Below are 24,162 nucleotides of genomic sequence, written 5' to 3' on the forward strand. Positions count from 1 at the left end.
TTGACAAAATTACTATTTTGGTATCTAAGCGCAAAATTGGGCTTTTTAACGGTGATTGGACAATTCTGAACTTAGGATGAACTCCTTTGTTGGTTTTACACAGAACCAAAGCACCTTTGAAAAAAGCGATGCTCCTTTCGCGTAGCGTGGCCTTTTGGCCAAGGAGCTGCTAAGCGAGTCACGCGTTCCCATAGCGTGGCCTACGGCCTCAGCTTCCGCGCTTATGGGATTGGCCGTAGGCCACGCCAAAGGCGATCGCAGAAATTACGGATCACCCGCTATATCAAGTCCGGTTAAATACCCATAATTAAGCGGAGAGTGGGGAGTTTGGGGAGTTTGGGGCAGGCGCGGGAATATGACGATATGGGGGAGATTTTGATTAAGGGTGATTATCCTGAGATGATATGAGGAGTCAGAATAATTGATCTGCCAATAATTTTGAATAGAAATTGGCTTGGGAATCCACCCAACGCAAACCAATCTAAATCTAAATTAGTAGATTTAAAAATCGTCTATTTTGTGCTGTTATAGCAATGGCTATAATAGTGTTTCTAAATGGGTGCATCTCATTTTTGTTGTTTGACAAGGTGGTGCGTTACGGGGCGGGCTGTCTAAACCCTGGCTACGAGGCGGAAAGCGATGCAGAGGTGCGACCCGTGGCGAATTTAATTCGCCAACGGAAAAAGCACCATTACGGTCTTGGGGGTTTCCCCCATGAGCGACTGCATCAAGACAATGAGGCCCCCCTAACACACCCTACGCAACTTTTTTACAAATAAAATATGAGATGCACCCTTTCTAAATTAAAATTACCTTCGCGTAGCGTGGCCTTTTGGCCAAGTAATGTAGCGCTATGAATCTTGCTGTACTTGACTATTTTTTGATTAGTTGCTAAGGCAAAGCATCGGGTTTATGACCTGATCAAATCAGAATAAACCATGGTCGCCCAAATGCTTTGCCCCTAAAGCAGTAATCAGGTTTTACTACCCTTGTGAACTCAATCCCATCCAATCGGTGTGGAAAAACTCACCCCTGGGTTTATCCAGGCGCTCGTAGGTATGAGCACCAAAGTAGTCGCGCTGGGCTTGGGTCAGGTTTTGGGGTAAGCGATCGCGTCGGTAACTGTCGAAATAATCTAGGGATGCACTAAAAGCAGGGACTGGAATCCCTAATTTGTTTGATACCGCTAGCACTTCTCGCCAACCCTCCTGACGATCCAAAATGGTTTGCTTAAACTCAGGAGCTAACAACAGATTGGGGAGTTGGGGATTTTGGTTGAAGGCATTCTTAATCTTATCCAAGAAGCCAGCTCGAATGATACAACCTCCTTTCCAAATCCGGGCAACTTCACTCAAGTTCAGATTATAGTTAAACTCTTCCGATGCCCGACTCAAGAGTGCCATCCCCTGAGCATAGGAACACATCTTAGAGCAATAGAGAGCATCCCGGACTTTGGTAATAAATGCTTTGACATCCCCATCATACTTGCCCACAGGACCAGTGATTTCCTTAGCTGCTGCTACCCGCTGATCCTTGAAAGAGGAAATGACACGAGCATTGACTGCAGCGTAGATGGTAGGAATTGAAACCCCTAGTTCTAGGGAACTAACTACAGTCCACCGTCCAGTTCCCTTTTGTCCAGCAGCATCAAGAATCATCTCCACTAACGGTCCATTCGTTTCTGGATCAATGTATTTGAAGATATCTGCTGTAATTTCAATCAAAAAGGAATTTAGCTCATCAGTGGTGTTCCATTCAGCAAATACCTCATGTAGCTGCTTGTGATCTAGTCCCAAGGCATTTTTCAGTACATCGTAGGCTTCAGCAATTAGTTGCATGTCGCCATACTCAATGCCATTGTGTGCCATCTTAACGTAGTGACCAGCACCACCGGGACCAATGTAGGTCACACAGGGACCATCATCAACCTGAGCCGCAATTTTGACCAAAATTGGTTCTAAATCCTTGTATGCCGATGAAGTACCACCAGGCATTAAACTCGGACCATTGAGCGCTCCTTCTTCACCACCACTGACGCCCATGCCAACAAATCCCAATCCTGTGGCTTCTAAATCCTTGGTCCGCCGCTCGGTATCTTGGTACAGAGAATTGCCACCATCAATGATCATATCTCCTGGCTCTAGGAGAGGTTTGAGTTGCTCAATAACTGCATCAACTGGCTTCCCTGCTTTCACCATCACTAGGATTTTGCGGGGTCGCTCCAGAGCTTGAACAAACTCTTGCAAGGAATAAGCGGCTTTCACATCCTTGCCCTGAGCTCGCTCAGCCATAAATTTCTCGGTTTTGGCAGCAGTCCGGTTGTATACTGCGATTGGGAAACCACGACTTTCTACATTAAGCGCGAGGTTTTCCCCCATTACAGCCAAACCAATTACCCCAAAGGTCCGTTGTGTCATAAAAATCTCCGCCAGTCTTGCTGTAGTAGTTGTCTAGGGTGGATTCACTCCCAGGTTAGCCCGATATTTTGGGTTGTTGCCTAAAGAAGAGATTAAGAGTTGCGGTAGTAATGCCATTAACAAATGCTACATTCAGATATGCGGAAATTCCTGATTGATACCGATACCGCTTCCGATGATGCCGTTGCACTCCTGATGGCACATCGTTGGCCAGATGTCCAGGTTGAAGCTATCACTATAGTTAGTGGAAATGTGCCTGTGGAACAGGGAGCAAAAAACGCCCTCTATACCCTCGAGATGTGCGGCGCATCCACTCCTGTCTACCTTGGCTGCCCTAAACCCATGCTCCGCCCATGCCACTATGCTCACGGGTTCCATGGTGAAGATGGTATGGGGAACATGCACTACCCTGAGCCCCAGGCTAAACCCCAGGTAGATCATGGTGTGGATGTGATCATCGATACTATTAAGAGCAATCCTGGGGAAATTACCTTAGTTACCTTAGGACCACTGACTAATATTGCGATCGCATTACTCCGTGCCCCAGAAATAGCCTCCCTAGTCCAGCGTTGCGTGATCATGGGTGGAGCCGCTAATGTTGTGGGCAACGTCACTCCAGCTGCGGAATATAACATTTGGGTAGACCCAGATGCCGCTAAAATTGTCTTTCACAGTGGCATGCCCATGGAAATGGTCGGTTGGGAATTAAGCCGTGGTGAGGCAGCATTGCTCCCCGATGAGATCGCACAAATCAAAAACTTAGGCACAGGATTAGCACGTTTTGCTGTAGACTGCAATACTAGCGCCTTAGAAGCCAGTGTTAAGATTCAAGATTCCCCTGGCTTAACCCTTGCAGATCCTGTAGCCATGACAGTGGCTCTCGACCCAACCATCATAACCAGGCAAGGTAAATACTACGTGGAGGTAGAAACAGTAAGCGAACTCACCCGTGGTCAAACTGTAGTGGATGAGCTGGGAGTACTCAACCAAACACCAAACATGACTGTAATCTGGTCTATCGACGCACCCCGATGGAAAGAACATTTATACCGTTGCTTGGGATAATTGTTAATTGCTCTGCTGTACTTGTTTGGCTAAATAAACAGTCTGTAATAGGGAACAGGGAACAGCGATGCACATAATTTTTTATCTGTTGCAAAAGTTATAAATTATAGTCTATAAAGTGAATAGTTAATAGGAATTTTAATTGATAAAAATAAATAGTACGCTCACCGATGATTTATGATTAATTAAATTTAAATAAGATATACAAGCATTTACTTTAAATTATAACTATACTAATTTTACTAAAAACCAGCTTTGGAGTAATCCAAAACTTATTTAAATAGACTAAATTAATCGATAAATAATAATTTTATTTTTCTTGTTACATTGTCTTGTAAAATGGAGTTTAATTTTAACAAAATATATATCTTATAGTATATAGAGATTTTGCCTATTGCCTATTGCCTATTGCCTATTGCCTTTTGCCTTTTCCTGAAATTGGTGTATTTACAACCCAGATAAAAACCCTATACTTATGTCCCGTGCCAAAGCCCTAAAATACTACATAATAATCCGTCTTCTCCTAGCGCCCCTGATGCTATGGACCATTACCACCCTAGTATTTCTTCTGCTGAGAGCTACCCCAGGAGATCCGGTAGATGCTGTGTTAGGGAATCGTGCTCCAGATAGCGTTAAGGAAGAATACCGACAACAATTAGGATTAGCCGACCCGTTGTGGTTGCAGTATATTCGCTACCTAGGATCCTTGCTACGTTTAGACCTAGGTACCTCAATCACCAGCCAAGGTCAAAAAGTCTGGGAGATTATTCAACAACATTTCCCCGCCACTGTTGAACTATCAGTATGCGGCATGGCCATAGCATTCTTAGTTGGTATAGGAGTCGGGACTTTAGCGGCATCCCGTAGCGGAACAGTTTGGGATGTGGGGGGTAGATTATTTGGCATCATTACTTACTCTATCCCTCTGTTTTGGATGGGGATGGTGGTGCAGTTAATTTTCTCTGTTCAGCTGGGTTGGTTTCCCATCGGTACTCGCTATCCCATTAGCTTAGCAACACCAGAAGGGTTTACTGGTCTTTATACAATAGATAGTCTCTTCAGTGGTAATTTGGTTCAGTTTTTCACTGCTATCTATTATTTAGCCTTACCCAGTATTACTTTAGGGCTCTTGTTGAGTGGCATCTTTGAACGGATTGTGCGGGTAAACTTGAAGCAAACTCTCAAGGCTGATTATGTAGAAGCGGCCAGAGCTAGAGGTATTCACGAAAGGCGGATTGTTTTTGCCCATGCTCTGAAAAATGCCATGATTCCTGTGATTACAGTGCTAGGGTTGACCTTAGCTGCTTTGTTAGGTGGAGCAGTGTTGACAGAGGTGACGTTCTCTTGGCCAGGGTTAGGGAATCGGTTGTATGAAGCAATTTCTGGACGGGATTACCCGACGGTGCAAGGGATTATGGTATTTTTCGCCACTATTGTGGTAATCGCAAGTATTGCCATTGATATTGTTAATGCTTTGATTGACCCCCGTATTCGGTACTAATAGCAATTATTTAACGTAGGACTACAGATGGAGATGGGCAGATGGGGAGATGGGGACATAGGGAGATTGGTGGAAGAGAAAGTTGTACGTTTGAGCGCAACTCGATATTAGCAGGTGATCCGTAGCAGATCAGGAGTACTGAAAGCCGAAACTATACTGGATAGAGTGAGTGTGGTGAAGGTTAAGTGAGTGATTAAGTGATAGATAATTTGTATATGAGGCAACATTTTGCTTCATGATGAGTAAAGAAGCACGTAAGGAGTACTCCGAAAATGCTGGCATACCTCTTGGCGTTGGTTATTGCTCTTGGTAGCTTAGTCTTTTACCTAGCTGCCTTCTTTTTACCAGAGGTCCATCGTAAATATGACTTTATCTGGAGTGGAGTTGGATTATTCTACGCTCTAGTGTTATGGATTTGTGCTGGACGCATTACTGGCGGCGTCTTAATCGGTCAAATTGCGGGTGTATCGTTGGTAGGCTGGTTGGGTTGGCAAACCTTGACCTTGCGACGAGCCTTGATACCGATTGACCAACAAACCCCTATCCCAAGTCAAGCTGAATTTATCGCCAAGATTCAAGAAATACTGCCAATTGAGTCATTAAAAGGGCTACTACCTAAAGTAACTGGCTTTATTGGCAATCTTTTGGGCAAACGCCAAGACTCAGGCCGAACTCCTGCTGTACCGGCAGATACCACCATGGCGTCGCCCACCCAGGAAACTAATCCCAAAACTGCCCAACCAAGCTCTGCAGCCGATGAAGCAACTACGGTAGCATCGACTACCCAAGAAGCGGTTTTAGAAACAACAGATGACACTAAAACCTTAGATTCGGCTGAAACGACTCTCCCTAAGACAGAAGAGCCCCAACCAGTAGCAGTGGCTAAGGAAGACTCACCTCCCGCACAGCCAGAGTCAAGTCAGGAGCCAGAGCAGAAACCAGAAGCGATCGCACCAGAAGCAAAAGCCCCAGAACCAAAAGCACCAGAACCAAAAGCACCAGAACCAAAAGCACCAGAACCAAAAGCCCCAGAACCAAAAGCACCAGAACCAAAAGCACCAGAACCAAAAGCACCAGAACCAAAAGCACCAGAACCAAAAGCACCAGAAGCCAAAGCCCCACCACCTCCTAATCCCAAGGTGGAAGAAAAATCTAGCGCAACACAAAAGCCGCCACCAGCTCCAACTCCGAAAAAACCGATTCCTAAACAATCCGACAATCCTTCCAAGGAAAGTTGAAGGTTGGGGAAATTGTTGCCCATAATAATAAGAGATATATATAGATATATATCCTTTGTTGAGATCCTTTGTTAACATCCTTTGTTGACCGTTGATTGTTGAATATTGCTGTAATGTTGAATCTAACTACTCAGCAATACACAGTCAGCGGTCAGCAGGTTAAAGTGGGTTAGATGGATCTAATCAACTCTTAATAAACGGCTCTACTAGTAGAATTTCGGCTTTAAACTGTGACAGCATCCAAAAGCTATAAAGATACGGTCAATCTGCCCAAAACTGAGTTTAATATGCGGGCAAACGCTATCAAGCGAGAACCAGAACTCCAACAGTTTTGGGCAGAGCAAACGATTTATGAGCGCCTGTCACAAACTAATCCTGGCGAGATTTTCGTGTTGCATGATGGCCCCCCCTACGCCAACGGCTCTCTGCACATGGGTCACGCCCTCAATAAAGTCCTCAAGGACATCATTAATAAGTACCAACTGCTGCAAGGTCGCAAAGTGCGCTATGTGCCTGGTTGGGACTGTCATGGCTTGCCCATTGAGCTGAAAGTATTGCAAGCTATGAAGCTAGAGGATCGTCAAAAACTCACTCCGCTAAAACTCCGCTGGAAAGCCAAGAAATTTGCCCTGAAAACAGTAGAGCAACAAAGCAAAGGTTTCCAGCGCTATGGGGTATGGGGAGACTGGGAAAATCCTTACCTGACTCTAAACCCAAAGTACGAAGCGGCTCAAATTGGGGTCTTTGGTCAAATGGTCTTGAAGGGCTACATCTACAGAGGCCTGAAGCCAGTTCACTGGAGTCCCAGTTCTAAAACAGCCCTAGCGGAAGCGGAGTTGGAATATCCGGAAGGTCACACCTCCCCAAGTATCTATGCTGCTTTCCCAATGACTAAGGCAGCGCCAGGGATAAAGGAGATCCTAGACCCATTTTTGCCAAATCTTGGTGTTGCGATCTGGACGACGACTCCCTGGACAATCCCTGGGAATTTGGCAGTAGCAGTTAATCCAGAACTGACCTATGCAGTAGTGGAAGGTGGTACACACGCTAACCCTACCCAATTCCTATTAGTAGCAGCGGATTTGGTAGAAAGACTATCAGCTACTCTGGAAACTCCACTTACGGTAAAAACGACTGTTAAGGGTGAGGCGTTGGAGGATTGTACTTACCAGCATCCCCTATTTGAGCGGGAAAGTAAAATTGTGATTGGTGGGGATTACATAACCACTGAATCCGGGACAGGTTTAGTCCACACAGCTCCTGGTCATGGTCAAGAAGACTATGGTGTGGGTCAGCGTTATGGCTTACCTATCCTTTCTCCAGTAGATGCGGATGGTAAGTTTACCGCAGAGGCGGGACAGTTTGCTGGGTTGAATGTGCTAAAGGATGGCAATCCAGCCATCATTGAGGCACTGAACACAGCTGGGTCATTGCTGAAAGAGGTGCCCTATGTTCATAAATATCCTTACGATTGGCGCACTAAAAAGCCAACTATCTTTAGAGCCACAGAACAATGGTTTGCTTCAGTAGAGGGATTCCGGGATGAAGCAATAAATGCGATCGCATCCGTAAAATGGATCCCTGCCCAAGGACAAAACCGGATTACCCCGATGGTGGCGGATCGTTCCGATTGGTGCATTTCCCGCCAACGGAGCTGGGGTTTACCGATTCCGGTATTCTACGACGAAGAAACTAACGAACCCCTGCTCAATGAAGAAACCATTGCTTATGTCCAAGGGATTATAGCTGAGAAAGGTTCCGATGCCTGGTGGGAACTATCCGTAGAGGAATTGTTACCAGAATCCTATCGTAATAATGGTAAGACCTACCGCAAGGGTAACGATACCATGGATGTCTGGTTTGACTCCGGGTCCTCTTGGGCAGCTGTGGCCGAGCAACGGGAAGAATTACGCTATCCCGTGGATATATACTTGGAAGGCTCAGACCAACACCGGGGTTGGTTCCAGTCCAGCTTACTCACCAGTGTAGCCAGCAATGGCTATGCCCCCTACAAAACTGTTTTAACCCACGGCTTTGTTCTAGATGACCAAGGGCGCAAGATGAGTAAGTCTATAGGGAATATCTTGGAACCAGCTATAATCATTGAGGGTGGTAAAAACCAGAAAAAAGAACCCCCCTACGGCGCTGATGTGCTGCGATTGTGGGTATCTTCTGTAGACTATTCCTCAGATGTCCCCATCTCTCAGAGTATTCTCAAGCAACTAGCCGATGTCTATCGCAAAATTCGCAATACATCCCGTTTCCTGCTAGGCAACCTTCATGACTTTGATCCAGCTGAGCATAGGGTGCCTGTTCAGGAGTTACCGGAATTAGACCGCTACATGCTGCACCGGATAACAGAGGTATTTGAGGATGTAACTGAAGCGTTTGAGAGTTATCAATTCTTCCGGTTCTTCCAGAGTGTGCAGAACTTCTGTGTAGTAGACCTGTCTAACTTCTATCTGGATATTGCCAAAGATAGACTCTATATCAGTGCTCCCAACTCACCACGGCGGCGCAGTTGTCAGACAGTGCTACAAATAGCAGTAGAAAATTTAGCTAAAGCGATCGCACCTGTACTCTGTCACATGGCAGAGGATATCTGGCAATACCTACCTTACCAGAAATCCCATGAATCAGTGTTTGAGTCAGGTTGGGTCAAATTAGACGAACAATGGAAAAACCCTGAACTAGCGCTGTCCTGGTCAACCTTGCGCACCATCCGCACAGAAGTAAATAAAGTACTCGAAAAAGCCAGAGCCGAAAAGATGATTGGCTCATCTCTAGATGCTAAGGTCTTGCTTTATGTTAAAGATCAACAATTAAAGCAGCGCCTGGAAGCTATGAATCCTTCCGATAGCCTGAGTGGCAATCAAGTGGATGAATTGCGCTATCTCCTCTTAGCCTCTCAAGTAGAATTAGTAGATTCCCTAGAAGCTATACAAACAGCTGCCTATAGCGCTGAATCAGAAACTATAGCCCTAGGGGTAGTCAATGCGGAAGGCTTAAAATGCGATCGCTGTTGGAACTACGGATCTAAAGTAGGTACAATTGCTGAGCATCCTACCATCTGCGAACGCTGTAATGCTGCCTTAGCTGGTAACTTCTGAGGTGACTTGTGAACTAACTTGTAAGTTATTGGTGATTTAAAGATTGCTAAGGACGGTTAGCACTATTAGCCATCTATAGCAGTTCTCAATTGGTTGAGGTAAATTTTGGATTTAGGCAAAAGGCAAGAGGCAAGAGGCAAGAGGTAAAAAATCTTTTGTATCTCATAACTATTAGATACGCTATATTCAGATCAGGGATTAGAGCTTTAAAACTAATCCCTGATCTATTCCATAGTATTAATCGCCTCAAGCTTAAGCAAAAATTCTTCTGTCAACTTGTAGAACGCTTTAGAGCCAGCAGAATTAGGATGAGCGATAACGACAGGACTAAAACTATCTACGGCTTTAGCAACATTAACATCCATGGGAATACGAATTTTAAAAATTTGGTTGCTATCGAAATCGTTATCAACTCGCCTCATCACTTGCTTATAGTACCTACCCATTAGTCCTCCGCCTGACAAAATAAAGATAATCCCCAACAGCTGCAAGTTAAGAGGACTGTCTTGCTGATGACTTTCTTTGAGCCTGGCAATCCGTCTTTCTAGGAGTTGAATTCCTACAATAGATAAAGGTTCTGGTCTGGCTGGTAGCAGATAGAAATCACTAGCCACAATGCCACTGCGAGTCAAAAGATTGTAGCCAGGAGCGCAATCTAAAATAATAAAGTCATAGTTAGGGATAATCGGCTCTAATATCCCTCTGATTAATAGACTTTCAAAGCGGCTCCAAACCTTACTAAATTCCACCTCCCCTTCCTGAATAGATTGCTTATGGAGTAGATCAGAAACTACATATTCATCATAAAGCTCAATATCTCCTGGCAATAAATCCAATCCTTTGATATTACAATTATCAGTTTGAATAATATCCTCAATTGTTAAGCGACTGCGATAGCTAGGTTTAGTGACTTTGTCAATTAACCGACTTAATGTCCGCCTTCCTTTTCTAGCTTTAGCAAATGCTTGGGGCTGCATTAAGCTCAAGGTTCCACTAATTTGGGTATCTAAATCGACTACCAACACCCGCTTATTATGATTTTTGGCTAAGCAAGTCGCCAAATTGACGGTGAGGGTGGTTTTGCCCACACCACCTTTCATATTGACTGTACTAATAACTAATCCCATTTATTAACGTGATCTTGCCATGACACTATTTATTATCATTAAGTATTCTTGGTTACTAGGCAAGAATTCTGATGGTAATGGTTAATTTACCCTTGGGCAGTGCGCAATCATCCGGTAAGTTGTCGAGAGTTACACTGGAATCCTCGGTTGAATCCTCAGCTGATGTCATCGTTGTGTATCGTGGTGATTCTATTCGAGAATTCAGTTGTCATAGCCAGATTTGTTTTGTATCCTGACAAAATACCCCCCAATTTTGGGGGGGATTTCAGCCAGGGAAAAGGTTTTTGGCGAAACGTTAATGTTATGAAACCTTTTCCCTTCTCTTTTTTAGACTAATCGGAAACTAAGGGTTCTTAAACTTACCTTGGGAAAATTTTTAGATAATGTTACTGAGATTGATGGTGAGATTGATTTCCCCGTTTTCCTTTGAGCATGGAAGCAGCGCCAAAAGCACCAAATACTAACATACCCAATACAGAGGTAGGTTCGGGAACTTTAACACCACCATTGATGAAGAATAATGTCCGGTCATACACCTTGCTACCAACGTCTCGGCCTAACTGTCTGCCGAAGATATCTCCATCATCGAAGTGAATGCTACCGTAGATGCGAGAACGACCAGCTTGATCAGCAGCATCGGAAAATGTATCCCAAAACAAGGTGACTTTATCCGTGGGAGTAAAACCAGGTTCAAAAAGAGAGGAACCAGGGGCAAAGGTTACTGAATTGCCGAAGTAATCACTACCAGTAAATAGCTTAAAAATCTGAGCCGCAGCAGCACTGAAAGCACTATGTCCTGAGGTAAATTCCGCAAAAGGAGGAGATGGATCGGCACCAGGAGTTTGGTAGGTAATGAAATCACTGGCTAATAGCTTTATGGTTCCTACTCCTGGTCCACCATAAGATTCGATCACAAAGCCTCCTAGCTCTTGATCGAATTCACCGATTAAGCCCAGCTCACCGAGTTCGCGAATTGCTCGGACGGGACGAGTATAGTCGTAGAAGACTTTTGCTTCCCAAGTAGCAATACCCGCATCCAAAACTGCATTCCCCAGACCAAAGTAAAGTTGGATATCTTGATCTAGGGTTTGGTTATCCCGTTCTGAGACGAATGAACCAAAACCGAGCCAAGTTCCAGGAGGGAAGGGGGTGCCAGAGGGGTCTTCCCAAAACTCAGCTACTAGTTTTTGCTCATCGGTGAGATTAGCGCTGACCTCAACGATGCGCTCAGCTTGCTTAATAAACCCAGGGTTAACAACGTCAGTATTAACCTCCCCGTCTTGCTTAAAGAGACTAACCTCTGTGCCATCCTTAAGGGTGACGGTACGCTTCTCTCGATTCAGAGTACCCTCTACACGCAGAAAAGGTTCTGGTGCTGCTGGTCGAAATTCAGACCCAGATTTCAATGCAAAGGGAGTAATCTTGCCCCACTGGGGAGTCAAAAACCGTTGCAGCCTGGCATCCGGGCTGCCAATTGGTACCCGTTCTGGTGTCCAGCGAGTGATATCAACGACGTTATTGGAACTGTTCACGGGCTTATAGCCAGTGGTGTCAGAGTAAGGAACACCAAGTGTACCCTTTGGGTCATTCCCTAACTGGTTGGAACCATCTTGACGTCGGAACTGCAATAAGCTGTTAGCTACTGTCTTACCAACGTTGGTAGCAGTAGGGATAGAAGCAGAGTTGCCAGCAAGCGATCGCAGATCAGTCAGAAGCGAATCGAAGGAAGCAACCTCAGAGGGGAAAAGGTCCGAGAGGACGCTATGAGCCGCATAGCTAATCGCTAGAGACTTATTTTCTAGGGTGTTTTCAATATCAGGACGTTGCAGAGTATCCCCAAGAGTGGTGCTAATCGGCGTTCCTTCATAAGCCGACCAGGCATCGTACATGGCAGTACCCAAGATGCCATAAGCCCGGGAGGCTCCTGTCGGACCCAATTGGGGGTTATTTTCTACGGCCCTCAACGCTTGATTCACCCACAAATTAGCACTGTTGTCTAGTGTTAGGTCTATAGCTTGTGCTGGCAAACCAAGGGATAGCCCTGCGGTTGTTACTCCAATGGTTAGGAGTGAGGATAGATGCTGTCGTTTTTTCCGCCCTTGATGGTGAGCCGAAAATAAATTTTTCATATTTACACCCGTGACTGGTTGTTTTTCAAAAGACCTTTTGCAAAAGTCAATTTCTACAAAGCAACTACAGTAGTTATCAGCCTGTTGTTGGCTTTTTATGCAAAAGGTCTAAAAATTGGATGGTAGATTGGACGGTAGCCAAACGTCGTTGCCGAACGGATTGGTTACCTAGGGCTTGATGATTAACTCTGAAAGCATTGACAGATAAAGGTTTTAGCCTTTTTGGGTCGAAACAAGTGCAAGCAAATCGGTCTAAAAAGCTCAAAAAGTTAGGATTTTGGGCAGACAAGGGCAGAAAAATCAAGGGAGAATTCTTCGGACTACCTTCTATATAATTCTCCTAACTCCTAACTCCTGACTCCTGACTCCTGACTCAATCCCTTACCAAAAGACTTTTTCAGCAAATCCTACCTAGGAAAAAGCAATGATGATATCAGGTCGTCTCACCAATTTAGGATAAAATTTAGGACAGGACTTACACACAGACTCCATGGGTAGGGTGGGTAAAACCTTTTCCACTCTACAAGTAGCGTTAAATTGAGGGATTTGCGTAAGTCCTATCGGATAAATAGTCTCTCGAGAAGACTATCAGTAAAAACACGGACGTCTTGCGGTTGAATCAAGTACCAAAACAGACTAGGGACTCTGGCCATAAATTCCTTAGATCTGCTTGATTACTCTGAGTCTTTGGGAGTTCTCCGTACTTGATCCATAGGTCAAAATTTTTGGCTAGATTTAAATCCTTCACATTTATCATCCGTATTTTCACAAAAAACGTCAATTATCATCCGTAAAATTACTGATAACTTTAAGAACGCTTATTGATAATTTAAAAAAAATTCACAAAAGATATCCATATTTTCACAAGTTTCAAAAAAAGTGGTAATCGTAATGATTAGAGTTACCGCTACCATAGTAAACCCAGACAAAATCCCGACCATAATTAGCTCGATCCCCCAGAGGCTAAAACTATGACTAGGTCAGGTTTACTACTTTAAGTTGGGACCTATTATTAATCTGGTTTCTGTTATTGATTCGATTTGGCCAAGCTGATGGTGATGATCTTCACAAATTAGTCTCGTATGTTCACAGAAAAAATTCTTGGTCATAATCAGAGTTACTAATCACGACCAGTAGTTTTCACAAATTATTAGGTTTTGTTAACCTAATTGTCACAATCTTCACAGAGTTCGGATTTTGATTAATAACTCCCCAAAATTGTGGATATTTCAGCTAGGGAAAAGGTATTTGGCGAAATTTGAACTGTTATGAAACCTTTTCCCTTTTCTCTTTTAGCTTTATTGACTTTAATCAGTAACAAGCTACATTCATCATTAGGACTTACGCAAATCCCTCAATTTAACGCTACCTGTAGGGTGGGCAAGGTTTTGCCCACCCTACCCATGGATTCTGTGCGTAAGTCCTGATCATTATTGAACCCTTGATAAGACAGGTTTAGGCGCTAACCACTACTCGTCCTACAGGACGAGCCACACAAGTCAAAATCATCCCTTGTTGCCGTTCCTCATCTTCCAGAGCGTCAGGCTCCTCATCATACTCTACCTTCCCTTCTAGAAGCTTTCGCTTACAAGCACCACAGGCTCCCATCCGGCAACCGCTTGGTAATGGCACTCCTTCTTGTTCCGCCACATCTAGGATCACATCCTCCGCATCACAAGTAACCTCTTTTCCAGACTCAGCAAAAACCACAGTGGGTTCATTAAAAGTTGATGCTGATTCTACTAAGTGTAGTTTAGGAGGATCTTCCCCTTTGACTGCTTCAGGAGTGGTTGCTGCTGCTTTCTTTTTTGAGGGCTTTTTGCCGCCAAAGCTCTCTTCATTGTAGTTTTCCATCGGAAAGTCCAGACCGGCTAGCATGGTTTTCACCCCTGCCATAAAGGGATTCGGACCACAGACATAAACAATGCGATCGCGAAAATCAGGAGCCATTTCTGCCAGCATGGCTTCATTGAGTCTTCCGGTATACCCCGACCAAGCTTGATCAAGCTCTGGGCGAGTCGTAGTAATCGCCAGCTTAAAATTAGGGTGCAAAGCTGCCATCAACTGTAATTTCTGATGGAAGATGATATCTTGTGGGCTACGAGCACTGTGGACAAACACAACATCCACATCAGCACCGGTATCACAAAGCCATTTGGACATGGACATCATCGGGGTAATCCCACTACCTGCTGAGATGAACAGCAGTTTATCAGCCCTATGGTCAGCACAGGTAAATTTCCCCATTGGACCATTTAATCTCACCTCGGATCCGACTTTGATGTTGTCGTGCAACCAGTTAGACACCAAACCCGCTGGCAGATCAGGAGCGTCTGGTGGTGCTGGAACTCTCTTGACAGTAATTTCTAAGGTATGAGGACGTGAGGGGGACGAAGAGATCGAGTAGGAACGCTTCACGGGTTTGCCATCAATCTCCAAATCGAGAGTGACAAACTGACCTGGCTTGTAGCTGAACAGTATTGGTGGTTCCGCAACGAAGCGGAATGTTTTTACATCATCGGTCTCATCAATGACCTGTACACAGCGGACAGTAATCTCACCCTTAGTCCATTGCTTTATCCCAGTGCTATTACCATCTACCAGGTTGGCTTCCTGGTTAGAGCCATAGAGCTGTAGGTCTTTGACCAACAACACAAATTCACCGATGCGGATGATGTCATCTTCCCTCAGGAGCCAGTTTTGGTTAACATCTACCTCCTCGTTATTGATCCGAGAGCCATCGGTGCTACCGAGGTCAGAAAAGAAACACTTTCCCCCTTGGCATATGATTCTGCCGTGTACACGACTCACTACAGGACTATCCAAGACTAGGTCACAGCTCGGATGGCGGCCAATCAGATACTCACCTTGAATTGCAGTTTCCGGTTTCAGGGTTTTTTCCTGTAACTCGTTGGTTTGGTAGTTGATGATTGTAGTCGTCAGCATGTTTTGTGTCACTCCAAATTACCGAACTAATGGGTCAATTGCGTCAATTGCTATTTATGAAGGGATTGTCCATTGTGAGTTCACAATTCATCTCAACGTGTCTTCATCGGTAGTACCCGGCCTGAACCACCAGTAAGTCTTTGATAAGTGTTTTACCAGTGGCTATATAATTATCAGCCTTTTTTTTTCTTTTTATGAAAAATGGTCTCTTTTTTCCGGTATATCCTCCTCGTCTCACCCTGTTGAATGTACTATCTTCGGAAACCAAGGACTAGTCCTGATCACCTGGTTGATTCTCATTTTGGCGGTCTTTTAGCAGCTTGGTGCGCTTATCAGAGCGATTCTGCTGGCGGGATTCCCTGAGGATAGTGCGTTGGTTAGAAGTACTAGTCTTCTGGCGCTCTTTGATGGTGCTTAGTACTTTATAAGGATCCCGTCCATAGTGGGGATACAAGATCGGTAAGTTTTCCTGCTCCTTACCAAGTTCTGCTAAAATCTGATAATGTTGCTGATCCTTGATACCCAGTTCATCCCGGATCTGCTGGAGAACCTCTAGGCTACTAGCGGAATTGACATGTCCAGATTGGATCGCTTCTCTTAACACCCCTTTGTATACCCCCAAGCGGTATTGTTGGTTAGCACCAGGTAGGGTTTTAGCCAGGATGTGTAATTCCTCAGGTTTGAGATCATCTACACAACGACCTTCCAGAAATTCCGAGAAGTCCAGGGGTAGCTTCTTCAGTTGACGGCGCAACTTGTCTCCCAAACTCTCCTGGGTATATTGGTGGGAACTACGACCCCAAGTTTGATAAAGCCATAAGCTGCTCACCAGAATCACTACACTCTGAAACAGGAATTGCACTAGAACAGGGAACCGATTAATTTCGGGACGACCCCCGTAGATGAAGAAGAAGTTAAAGGCAATAAAGGTACAAATGGAAAAGACTCGGTGCAATACCTGCTCGTGAGTGATAGACTTATTTTTTCGCCACAGAGCAGCTTTGTATAGCTTCTCTAGCTTGGTACAAATTACACAACTGAGGGCCACGAAGACAACGAAGGTAAGAGGAGTTGCCACCAGTTTAGGAATCGCAATCGGGTGATTCATGATGTAAAACCCTGGCTTGAAAAGCGCACCTAACTGATTCTCTTCATGGGTCCAAGCTCCAGACAGGTAATAATCGAAGTTTCCTGCATACAACCAGTAGTAGACGAAATAGCCAATCACCAAGCCTAAATAACCGTATTGGACTAATTTCCGACCAGGCTTAGTCAGTTGTTGCCAGTAGGCTTTTTCGGAATCGATATCCATACAAGGGGACTTACAACTGATACAAGCACTTTTTTCAATACCTGTGGTCTTGTCTAGGGTGCGGCACATGGACTGGGTAATGGTTTTTGGCGGTGCGTTGTGAGCTTCAGTGCCAAGCAATCCCCGTGGTCCTGTAAATACCATCTGAACCATCCCAAATGGACAGACATAATGACACCAACTTCTGCCACCATAGAGGAATACCATCATTATGGCGGATACGATAGTCAAGCTCAGAAACAAACCCAGAACCAAGCGGTCAGAGTTAACAAATAGAATCCGACAGTTCAACCCGATAAAGAAAATGGCAAACTGGACATATAAATGGTTACGAACCAGCCAGGGATTTTTGCTGATATCCCGCTTTGGCTGCAATCCCAACGCTCTGGGAATTTGGGACAGAAAGTAAAGTGGGCAAATGCGTCGCCAAGTTTCATGACCAAACACTAACACAATCATGATGGCGCTAGGCACGATCATGCCCCAAAACAGTCGCGCTCCCAGGGCATAGGGTTTTTCATCTAGGCATACTCCCTGGACTTGAACACATGGGTCTCTGGTTAGTATGGGATCTCGAAACAGGCTGAATAGATGATCAGGATCAGTTAAATTGTGTGAAATCGGGTCATAAAACAACGAGAAAATTAATATTAGCCAACTAATCGCTAGCACCCAACGGACTCGGTGCCAACTTTGTTCTTGTACCTTTGACAGCATCACTTTAACCCCCTTTTGCTCCATTGTGGGAAACCAGTTCAGGCATTGCCAGTACCCATTTGTGTACTTCCTAACAGCTAGCACCGAAACCAATTCTGAGGATGAGCATTACCCGTCTTGAGGCATAATTTGCTCTATAACACCAGCAAGACTTAGGTCAACCCTCTTGAGCTTGAGTTTGTTAGCAACCTAACTAACACCATTGATTTTGAGTCACCAGTTACTTATCTGGTTGAGTCCACAACTTTTATGTCGCAGTTTCCGAATTTGTAACATAACTTTACAAAAAAACCCCAGATAGTTCTAATCTGATGGTTATAATGCAACAGTTTGGTAGACATAGCCCTACTTGCTGTCAGAATGATAATTGCTTGGAATTGCTCGAAAGTACTCAAAGGTCTACCTGATGGGGTTGGGTGAGTTAGCTTTTTACCAATTGTCAATAGGCTTTGGCTTGGTGATCATAAGCGTTCGCTGAAAGCGGGACTATCGGCAGAGCCGTTCGCACCTCAAGCAGCGTCGCCTACGGCGAAAGCGTGGCCTACGGCCGACCCTACGCGAACGTCCATCGCATCTTCATACTCCTGAAGTGCAAAAAGCGCCAATCCCCGGTTTTAGTAACCCCGGAAATCATGACGCTATCGAGTAATTAACCTGAGGGGAATCAAAAGAATGAGCGCCAGAATGGGCGCTTTTTGGGTTTAAGGGTATCGGTTTTGTCCTGATTAACTGGCTTCTGATCAGCCTCTATACCTAATTGTGGAGATTTGGACTCTGGGGATTTTTGATTAGAAATTTCTTTACCCAACTGCCAGTCATTGTCCGCCTGGGATAAAACATAGGTAGCCACATTTTCAATCTCCTGCTCAGTCAGCTTTTTATTGAAGGAGGGCATAGCATTTTTGCCATTGGTTACCTGGGTTTTAATTTTTTCCAGGTCATACATCTTATATCGTTTCAGCACAGCTTTCTTCAAGGTTTTATTGGCCATAATCACGTTATTGCCACCGATATGACAAGCAGCACAATTCTGACTAAAAACCTTAGCTCCCTGAGCGGCATCACCAGCGAGGGCTGGACGTTCTAGAGCAAATGTAAACCATACCGTAGCAGTCAACAGGATTGATAGCAGCTTCTTCAAGGGTATTCTCCTTCTTATCAAAACAGATAGCAGGCTACAGAGTGGCCTATAATTATTCCCATGAATGACTGTAAGCCGATTAATAACCCCTGTCAAACCTAAGAAGCAAGACTATAAATAAAGGCAGCAGACCGACTACATATGAATCTCAATAGCCTGGCTGCTCAAAACTTCATACAGTATAAATAACCTCTAGCACCCAAATTTCCCCGAAAATTACCCAAACTTAACAAGTTATCTATGAGTCCTCTGCCCCATCATCGCCCTAAACAACTCTCCCTAGGTCCATTGGAACGAGAAATCTTGGAGATCATCTGGGCATTAGGTTGCGCTACTGTCAAAGATGTCCATGAACAGATTTTGGCTGACCCAGATCGGGAATTAGCCTATGCTTCAGTGACCACAGTGCTACGCCGCTTGACCCAGAAAGGTTGGCTCAGTTGTGATAAACGACAGCGTACCTTTTTATGGAGACCCTTAGTGTCTCGCCAAGAAGCCCAGGTACTCGCAGCCCATGACCAGCTTAATCGCTTTTTAGCTGTAGGCAATCCAGATGTAGTTGCTGCCTTTGCCGATAGCTTAGATGCAGCAAGTGTGGAACAAATTTCTGCGATCGCACAACGACTGCAAGCAGCACGTCAAAGGCAGAAGGAGGGAAAATAATGCATTTTGTAATGATAATAGCAGCCTTAGGGCTGGCTTGCTGGCACAGGCACACAAGCTACCAACTCCCAGGGAGTTGTCCCAGGCGCTGGCAACAGTTACTAGTGCAATTTCTTGCTCCACCCCTACTCCTCCTAACCACTGCTGTGGCTGTGCTATCCATGGGGCCAAAGGGACAAATGATCGGGTTACGTACCGACTGGCTCAGCTACTGTCTAGCCCTAGGATTTCTGGGTTGGGCACTAGTGTTGTGGCTAAAGTTAGCAAAGCTTGGTTGCCAGTCTTTGCAACAAGTTCGTTCCTTACCTCAAATTTGCTTAATAAATGGGCAATGGCAAAATGGGCAATGGGAAAGAGTTGAAAACTGTCCTGAGTTAACTCAAACCCCTGAATCCCTAGCTAGTCAGGGTCAATTGGCTCGTCTTTTAGACACTCCCATACCCTTTATTGCTCAGATTGGCTTTTGGCAACCGGAACTTGTGGTCAGTCAGGGACTCTTAGAAACTCTTTCATCGGAACATTTAGAGGCTGTGATCACCCATGAGCAAGCTCACCACCATTACCGAGATACCTTCTGGTTTTTCTGGCTAGGCTGGATTCATCGCATCACTGCTTGGTTACCAAATACAGAGTCATTGTGGCAAGAACTATTGAGTCTACGAGAAATCCGTGCTGACCATTGGGCCGCTAAACGGGTCGATGCCCTATTGTTGGCAGAATCACTGTTAACTATGGTTAGTAGTCCGATGATTACTACGGAAAATTTCTGTGCTCCCTTTAGTAGACCTGTGCATCCCAGCCGCTTCCAACAGAGAATCGATGCACTATTGACAGGGCAAGAGTCTTCCACTGGTACTAGCTCCTGGAATTGGAGTTGGTTGCTATACGTATTGTTACCCCTATTGGTTGTACCGTTTCATCAATAGACTTAAAGACAACACGGATTAGGCCACAGGGAAAGGGGAAAAAAATATTTTTTTTGGCCTTGACGTCGCGACATAGTGATGTAAATATATAAATATATCGCGACAAAAGGAACGAACACAGAAAACACTTAACTAAAACACTTAAGTAAACCCCCTAAGTGTAGTAACTACCTAAGTGTATTAACCAGTGTATTAACCTATTGTCACGATATCACGATATACCAATAGAAGTATATCGGGACAAAATGTGCCAAACTTATAAGAGGACAATCATATGTTGCTCTCTCCCGAGCTAGAGGACAAGGACATTGGTTCACAAAAAGACAGATCCCCGGTATGCATTACTGCGAGGACATATTCCCAAACATCTACTCAAGCGCTTCCGCAACTACTGTGTCGAACACGAGCTTGACTACAGTGAAGGGCTAGAAGATACGCTGACTAAATTTTTTAACTACCTAGACAGCAGCCAACTATCAGCAGTTCCAGTACAAACTCCTACCATTGTTGATCTCATTCATGGCTGGAACTTGGAAGAACTATCACGATTAAGTGAAGTTAGCGTTGAAAACCTGCAAGCCATCTTAGAAGGGAACCGACCCACAGATGATGACTTGATTGGTTTGGGTGTAGTGCTATGCAAGAACAATGGTGAACCTTGGACAACGGATGAGTTAGTGGAGATTCGCGATCGCTGTTTCTACGGTTTTCCAAAATTGTCGAGCAACAACGAGTTGCCAAAGATTCAATAACCGTGATCGGACTAACACCTGCCCATGGTTAATGCTATCAGAGGGGATGTAAAGCGAGAAATTATCGTTTTTTGAAGCGATTTTTGGCTAAAATCAATCCTGCCAGTTACTGTACTATGGAAGCCGTCGGTTACTTAGATCACCAACCATAGTAGTTAGCCATAGTCTCCGTTTGTCCGGTTTAACTTGCTTAACAGCAACACTCACTAGTCAGCGTGTCATTTTAGGTTTCAGTCTTCAACAATGGACAATTTCTTTTTCTCAGGGTGCCATCTATCAGTTACCACCGAGAGTTTCAATATTGAAGCTCCATCACGATTAGCGGCTTATGCTCTAAGGCGACATGCTAGTCAGCTGGCTGTATCTGCTCAAAAACTCAGGCTCCAACGGGCTATTGTATCTTGGCCCGGATGCGAGCGACCTTACCAAATTCCCACCTCCATACTCAGGAGCCAGACAAAGATGACCGGACCAATACGCCAAGACGGAACCTATTTGCTAGGAGCAAACTACCTTCATGTTAATGATTTTATCAAAGAAAAGCGTGAAGAAGGTCGGATTGTAGTAATTACGTCAATGTGGAATGATGTTTGCTTACATACCAATGACCTACTTGCACCAGAGCGAGGCATTCTCCAACCCCATCAGTGGACTGGCTTTAATTATCGCTACTTGTGGCGTGATAGTCGGGATGAGTACAACGAACTAATTGATCGATTGACTCGGGAGCGTTACATTCCCAAATTCCAGTACACACTGAGGCGTCCCGATGGCACATTAGGCCGCTATGAGACCGATTATTACCTGGTAGATGATTATCTGAACGTACCAGTGCGCATTGGTGTCAGCAATGTCAATGCTTGGGAACTAATATCAGAACCGTTAGCAAGTTAGTTTCCATGTAGTTTCCATTTTCTATCAGCCATCACTCACCACCAAGACTCAAAATCGTTGATCCTGTTACCTAGGTAAGCGGCTTCCCGCTTAAGGATTGACCTTGGCCATTAGGCCACGCTACGCGAATGGTCACACTACGCGAACGTAATGGTGTTACCTGACTTTCTTGACCGGTCAATTCAGTACGCTCATTCTATAACTGATCGCTGAATCTAATGGTCTACTTGATTGGCCATTAGGCCACGCTACGCGATTGACCTTGGCCATTAGGCCACGCTACGCGAATGGTCACGCTACGCGAGCAGCTACGTAGCCAACAGCGATTTATTTCCCTAAAACTGTTTGCCAACAAATAACTATGCAAAACCAATCAATTAATTCGGTGCCTTCTGGCAATCAGAACTATGAAGCCAGCACTAGTGCTTTAGTGAATTATCCAACTGACAATCATAATGAAAAGCAGCCGATAGTAAGGGGAGGGTATGTTTTTGCTCTGATTGTGGCGATGATTTTGGGATTCCAGTCACTGGAAGCTTCCTATGAACGGGTAAATGGTGAGGAAAACATTTCTTTTGCCACCAAGTCGGCTCCTTCTAGTCTCGTAATGGGTGGGTTAACCTTGATTGGCTTGGGGCTAGGTATTGAAATTGATAAATCTACAATCTTCTCCAAAGGCAAAGGAATAATTCAACTGCTAGTAAATTCCTCTATGGATGAAGAGGAGTAATATCATCTAGTCCCATGGGTACTGTAAAACTGAAAAGCTTCGGTAATTGGTAATCGGTAATTGCTAGTTGCTAATTGTAATTACTCCCAAGTCATTACCCATCACCCATTACAAAAAAAACGTTCAATTCCATAATTGACGTACTGATTATTCAAGACTTATGGTTTGGTTAGTTATCTAGTTAGTCACCGGTTGAGTTCCAATTTCATAAGGAAGACTATCTCAGCTATCTATCTCAGCTATCTATTATCTATCTCAGCTGTATATCTCAGCTATCTATCTCAGCTATCTATTATCTATCTCAGCTGTATATCTCAGCTATCTATCTCAACTATCTATCTCAACTATCTATCTCAACTATCTATCTCAACTAGAAGACGCTGCTGGCTAGTTTAAAATTAGTCAATAGCATTCATTCAGGGTTGCCAACACCTTTAAAAAGGGTGTTAAATCTACTACTACTTCTAAAATTAACTGTATGACTGTCTTAGATTATTATAGTAAACTTGACTCTAGAAAGCAATGGCTGAACATCACTAAACAATGGATCCAAGGGATTATAGGAAGAAAAGTAGAACAGTACTATACCCCTCTAGTGATCCGACAGCTGCCAGGAAAAGGTTGTAAGTTATTGCTTCTGGAAAGAAACACACCGGGAGCTGTCAGCACATGGCGATTTAACTGTGAGCTGCTCCAAAGACAATACTTGCTAATTACTCTAGATAACCTAGCGGATTTAGATAGGTATTTCCAGAGAAGCAATCGCCAAAGAAAACCAGGTAACACCAGAAGAGAAATTGTTAATTTACCGATTAGGAACGTCTCTCATCGCATCGGTATTAGCCTAATTGACCCCTTCAAAAACCAAGAGTGGATTGGGGTATGGGATTTAAACCTAATCGACGATTGGTCAACTTATCACGCAGAAGATTATAAGGCAGAGCAACTAGTGTTATACCTCGGTCGTCGCCTGATTAGTTCCTATGAGTTTATGCCCGACTTTTTTGAGCAACAGATTACAGAAAAGCAATGGTGGCAACAGCGTATTATGACTTTGTGTAAAGCAGATTTTACCAAAGATCACGATATTAATATTACAGCACTGTCAGAAACAAAACCACTGTCAGTAACAAAACACAGGTCAAACTTAATTGAGTTCAGAAGAAAAGTAGGATGAGCTGATCCCTACTTGACTACGTTAACCTAGTTAACTTTTACGGCACTCAGCAACTGATTTATTACTGACGGTTAAGGGTTAAGGGTTGAGGGTTGAGAGTCAACCCTCAACCGCCACAAAGATGGTGACAGCCCCTTCTAGTCAAGCCAGTTCGAACAGATGGCTCAAACCTCTTGTAGTTGTCTTAGCTACATGGTATAAAATGCTACAGATTTCAAAAACGGGGTGTGTTCAGGAGTGATTGCTCAGTCAGCTGCGGTTGACTGGTGCAGAAGCGATTGCTCCTGTTTTTTTTTCTGATCAAACGGACACAGTTG

The 24,162-nt window shown here is 44.4% G+C and carries 16 protein-coding genes and 1 pseudogene; 11 read left to right on the top strand and 6 right to left on the bottom strand.

What is annotated here, in order from left to right:
* Nucleotides 1-533: 533 nt before the first annotated feature.
* Nucleotides 534-779 carry a hypothetical protein gene (locus BJP34_RS20020; RefSeq protein WP_070393863.1) on the top strand — a complete coding sequence of 82 codons (246 nt, stop codon included), beginning with the start codon at nt 534-536 and terminating at the stop codon, nt 777-779.
* Between the two features lie 204 nt (nt 780-983).
* Here BJP34_RS20020 and gnd read toward each other — a convergent pair whose 3' ends face one another.
* A complete protein-coding gene (gene gnd, locus BJP34_RS20025; protein ID WP_070393864.1) occupies nt 984-2,417 on the bottom strand; it encodes a decarboxylating NADP(+)-dependent phosphogluconate dehydrogenase in 1,434 nt (477 codons plus the stop codon).
* A gap of 123 nt (nt 2,418-2,540) precedes the next feature.
* Here gnd and BJP34_RS20030 point away from each other — a divergent pair, with 123 nt between their 5' ends.
* From BJP34_RS20030 to ileS, 4 genes are all read left to right on the top strand, one after another.
* Nucleotides 2,541-3,482 (top strand): nucleoside hydrolase, encoded by a 942-nt coding sequence (locus BJP34_RS20030; protein ID WP_229423943.1) that lies wholly within the window; start codon nt 2,541-2,543, stop codon nt 3,480-3,482.
* A gap of 475 nt (nt 3,483-3,957) precedes the next feature.
* The gene (locus BJP34_RS20035) at nt 3,958-4,983 is read left to right on the top strand and encodes an ABC transporter permease (protein WP_070393866.1); all 1,026 of its coding nucleotides are present in this window, start codon (nt 3,958-3,960) and stop codon (nt 4,981-4,983) included.
* 272 nt (nt 4,984-5,255) lie between these two features.
* Nucleotides 5,256-6,221 (top strand): Ycf66 family protein, encoded by a 966-nt coding sequence (locus BJP34_RS46065; RefSeq protein ID WP_070393867.1) that lies wholly within the window; start codon nt 5,256-5,258, stop codon nt 6,219-6,221.
* Nucleotides 6,222-6,451: 230 nt separating this feature from the next.
* On the top strand, nt 6,452-9,331 hold the full coding sequence (gene ileS / locus BJP34_RS20045) for an isoleucine--tRNA ligase (protein WP_070393868.1): 2,880 nt from the start codon (nt 6,452-6,454) through the stop codon (nt 9,329-9,331).
* 224 nt (nt 9,332-9,555) lie between these two features.
* On the opposite strand, the gene BJP34_RS20050 is transcribed toward ileS, so the two are convergent.
* From BJP34_RS20050 to petJ, 5 genes and pseudogenes are all read right to left on the bottom strand, one after another.
* A complete protein-coding gene (locus tag BJP34_RS20050; protein ID WP_070393869.1) occupies nt 9,556-10,458 on the bottom strand; it encodes a ParA family protein in 903 nt (300 codons plus the stop codon).
* A gap of 386 nt (nt 10,459-10,844) precedes the next feature.
* A complete protein-coding gene (locus BJP34_RS20055; protein WP_070393870.1) occupies nt 10,845-12,587 on the bottom strand; it encodes a vanadium-dependent haloperoxidase in 1,743 nt (580 codons plus the stop codon).
* A gap of 1,455 nt (nt 12,588-14,042) precedes the next feature.
* Nucleotides 14,043-15,545: a 2Fe-2S iron-sulfur cluster-binding protein gene (locus BJP34_RS20065; protein ID WP_229423944.1), complete on the bottom strand. Its 1,503-nt coding sequence runs from the start codon at nt 15,543-15,545 to the stop codon at nt 14,043-14,045.
* A gap of 259 nt (nt 15,546-15,804) precedes the next feature.
* Complete coding sequence (locus BJP34_RS20070) at nt 15,805-17,562, bottom strand: 4Fe-4S binding protein (protein WP_229423945.1); 1,758 nt, start codon at nt 17,560-17,562, stop codon at nt 15,805-15,807.
* 811 nt (nt 17,563-18,373) lie between these two features.
* A pseudogene (gene petJ, locus BJP34_RS20075) lies at nt 18,374-18,703 on the bottom strand (cytochrome c6 PetJ); the annotation flags it as partial.
* Between the two features lie 240 nt (nt 18,704-18,943).
* On the opposite strand from petJ, the gene BJP34_RS20080 reads away from it, so the two are divergent.
* The 6 genes from BJP34_RS20080 (at nt 18,944) to BJP34_RS20105 (ending at nt 23,845) form a co-directional block, all read left to right on the top strand.
* Nucleotides 18,944-19,366, top strand: a complete 423-nt coding sequence (locus BJP34_RS20080; protein ID WP_070393875.1) for a BlaI/MecI/CopY family transcriptional regulator — start codon at nt 18,944-18,946, stop codon at nt 19,364-19,366.
* Entirely contained in the window at nt 19,366-20,292 is a 927-nt protein-coding gene (locus BJP34_RS20085; protein WP_070393876.1) for a M56 family metallopeptidase, read from the top strand. The genes BJP34_RS20080 and BJP34_RS20085 overlap by 1 nt, the downstream gene beginning before the upstream one ends.
* 308 nt (nt 20,293-20,600) lie before the next feature.
* Nucleotides 20,601-21,044, top strand: coding sequence for a hypothetical protein (locus BJP34_RS20090; RefSeq protein WP_070393877.1), 444 nt, complete (start codon nt 20,601-20,603; stop codon nt 21,042-21,044).
* Nucleotides 21,045-21,287: 243 nt separating this feature from the next.
* A complete protein-coding gene (locus BJP34_RS20095; protein ID WP_070393878.1) occupies nt 21,288-21,938 on the top strand; it encodes a hypothetical protein in 651 nt (216 codons plus the stop codon).
* A gap of 361 nt (nt 21,939-22,299) precedes the next feature.
* A complete protein-coding gene (locus BJP34_RS20100) occupies nt 22,300-22,668 on the top strand; it encodes a hypothetical protein (RefSeq protein ID WP_070393879.1) in 369 nt (122 codons plus the stop codon).
* 478 nt (nt 22,669-23,146) lie between these two features.
* Nucleotides 23,147-23,845 (top strand): hypothetical protein, encoded by a 699-nt coding sequence (locus BJP34_RS20105; protein WP_070393880.1) that lies wholly within the window; start codon nt 23,147-23,149, stop codon nt 23,843-23,845.
* Nucleotides 23,846-24,162 lie beyond the last annotated feature (317 nt).

The sequence above is a fragment of the Moorena producens PAL-8-15-08-1 genome, assembly GCF_001767235.1.
In the GTDB taxonomy this organism is placed as follows: Bacteria; Cyanobacteriota; Cyanobacteriia; order Cyanobacteriales; family Coleofasciculaceae; genus Moorena; species Moorena producens_A.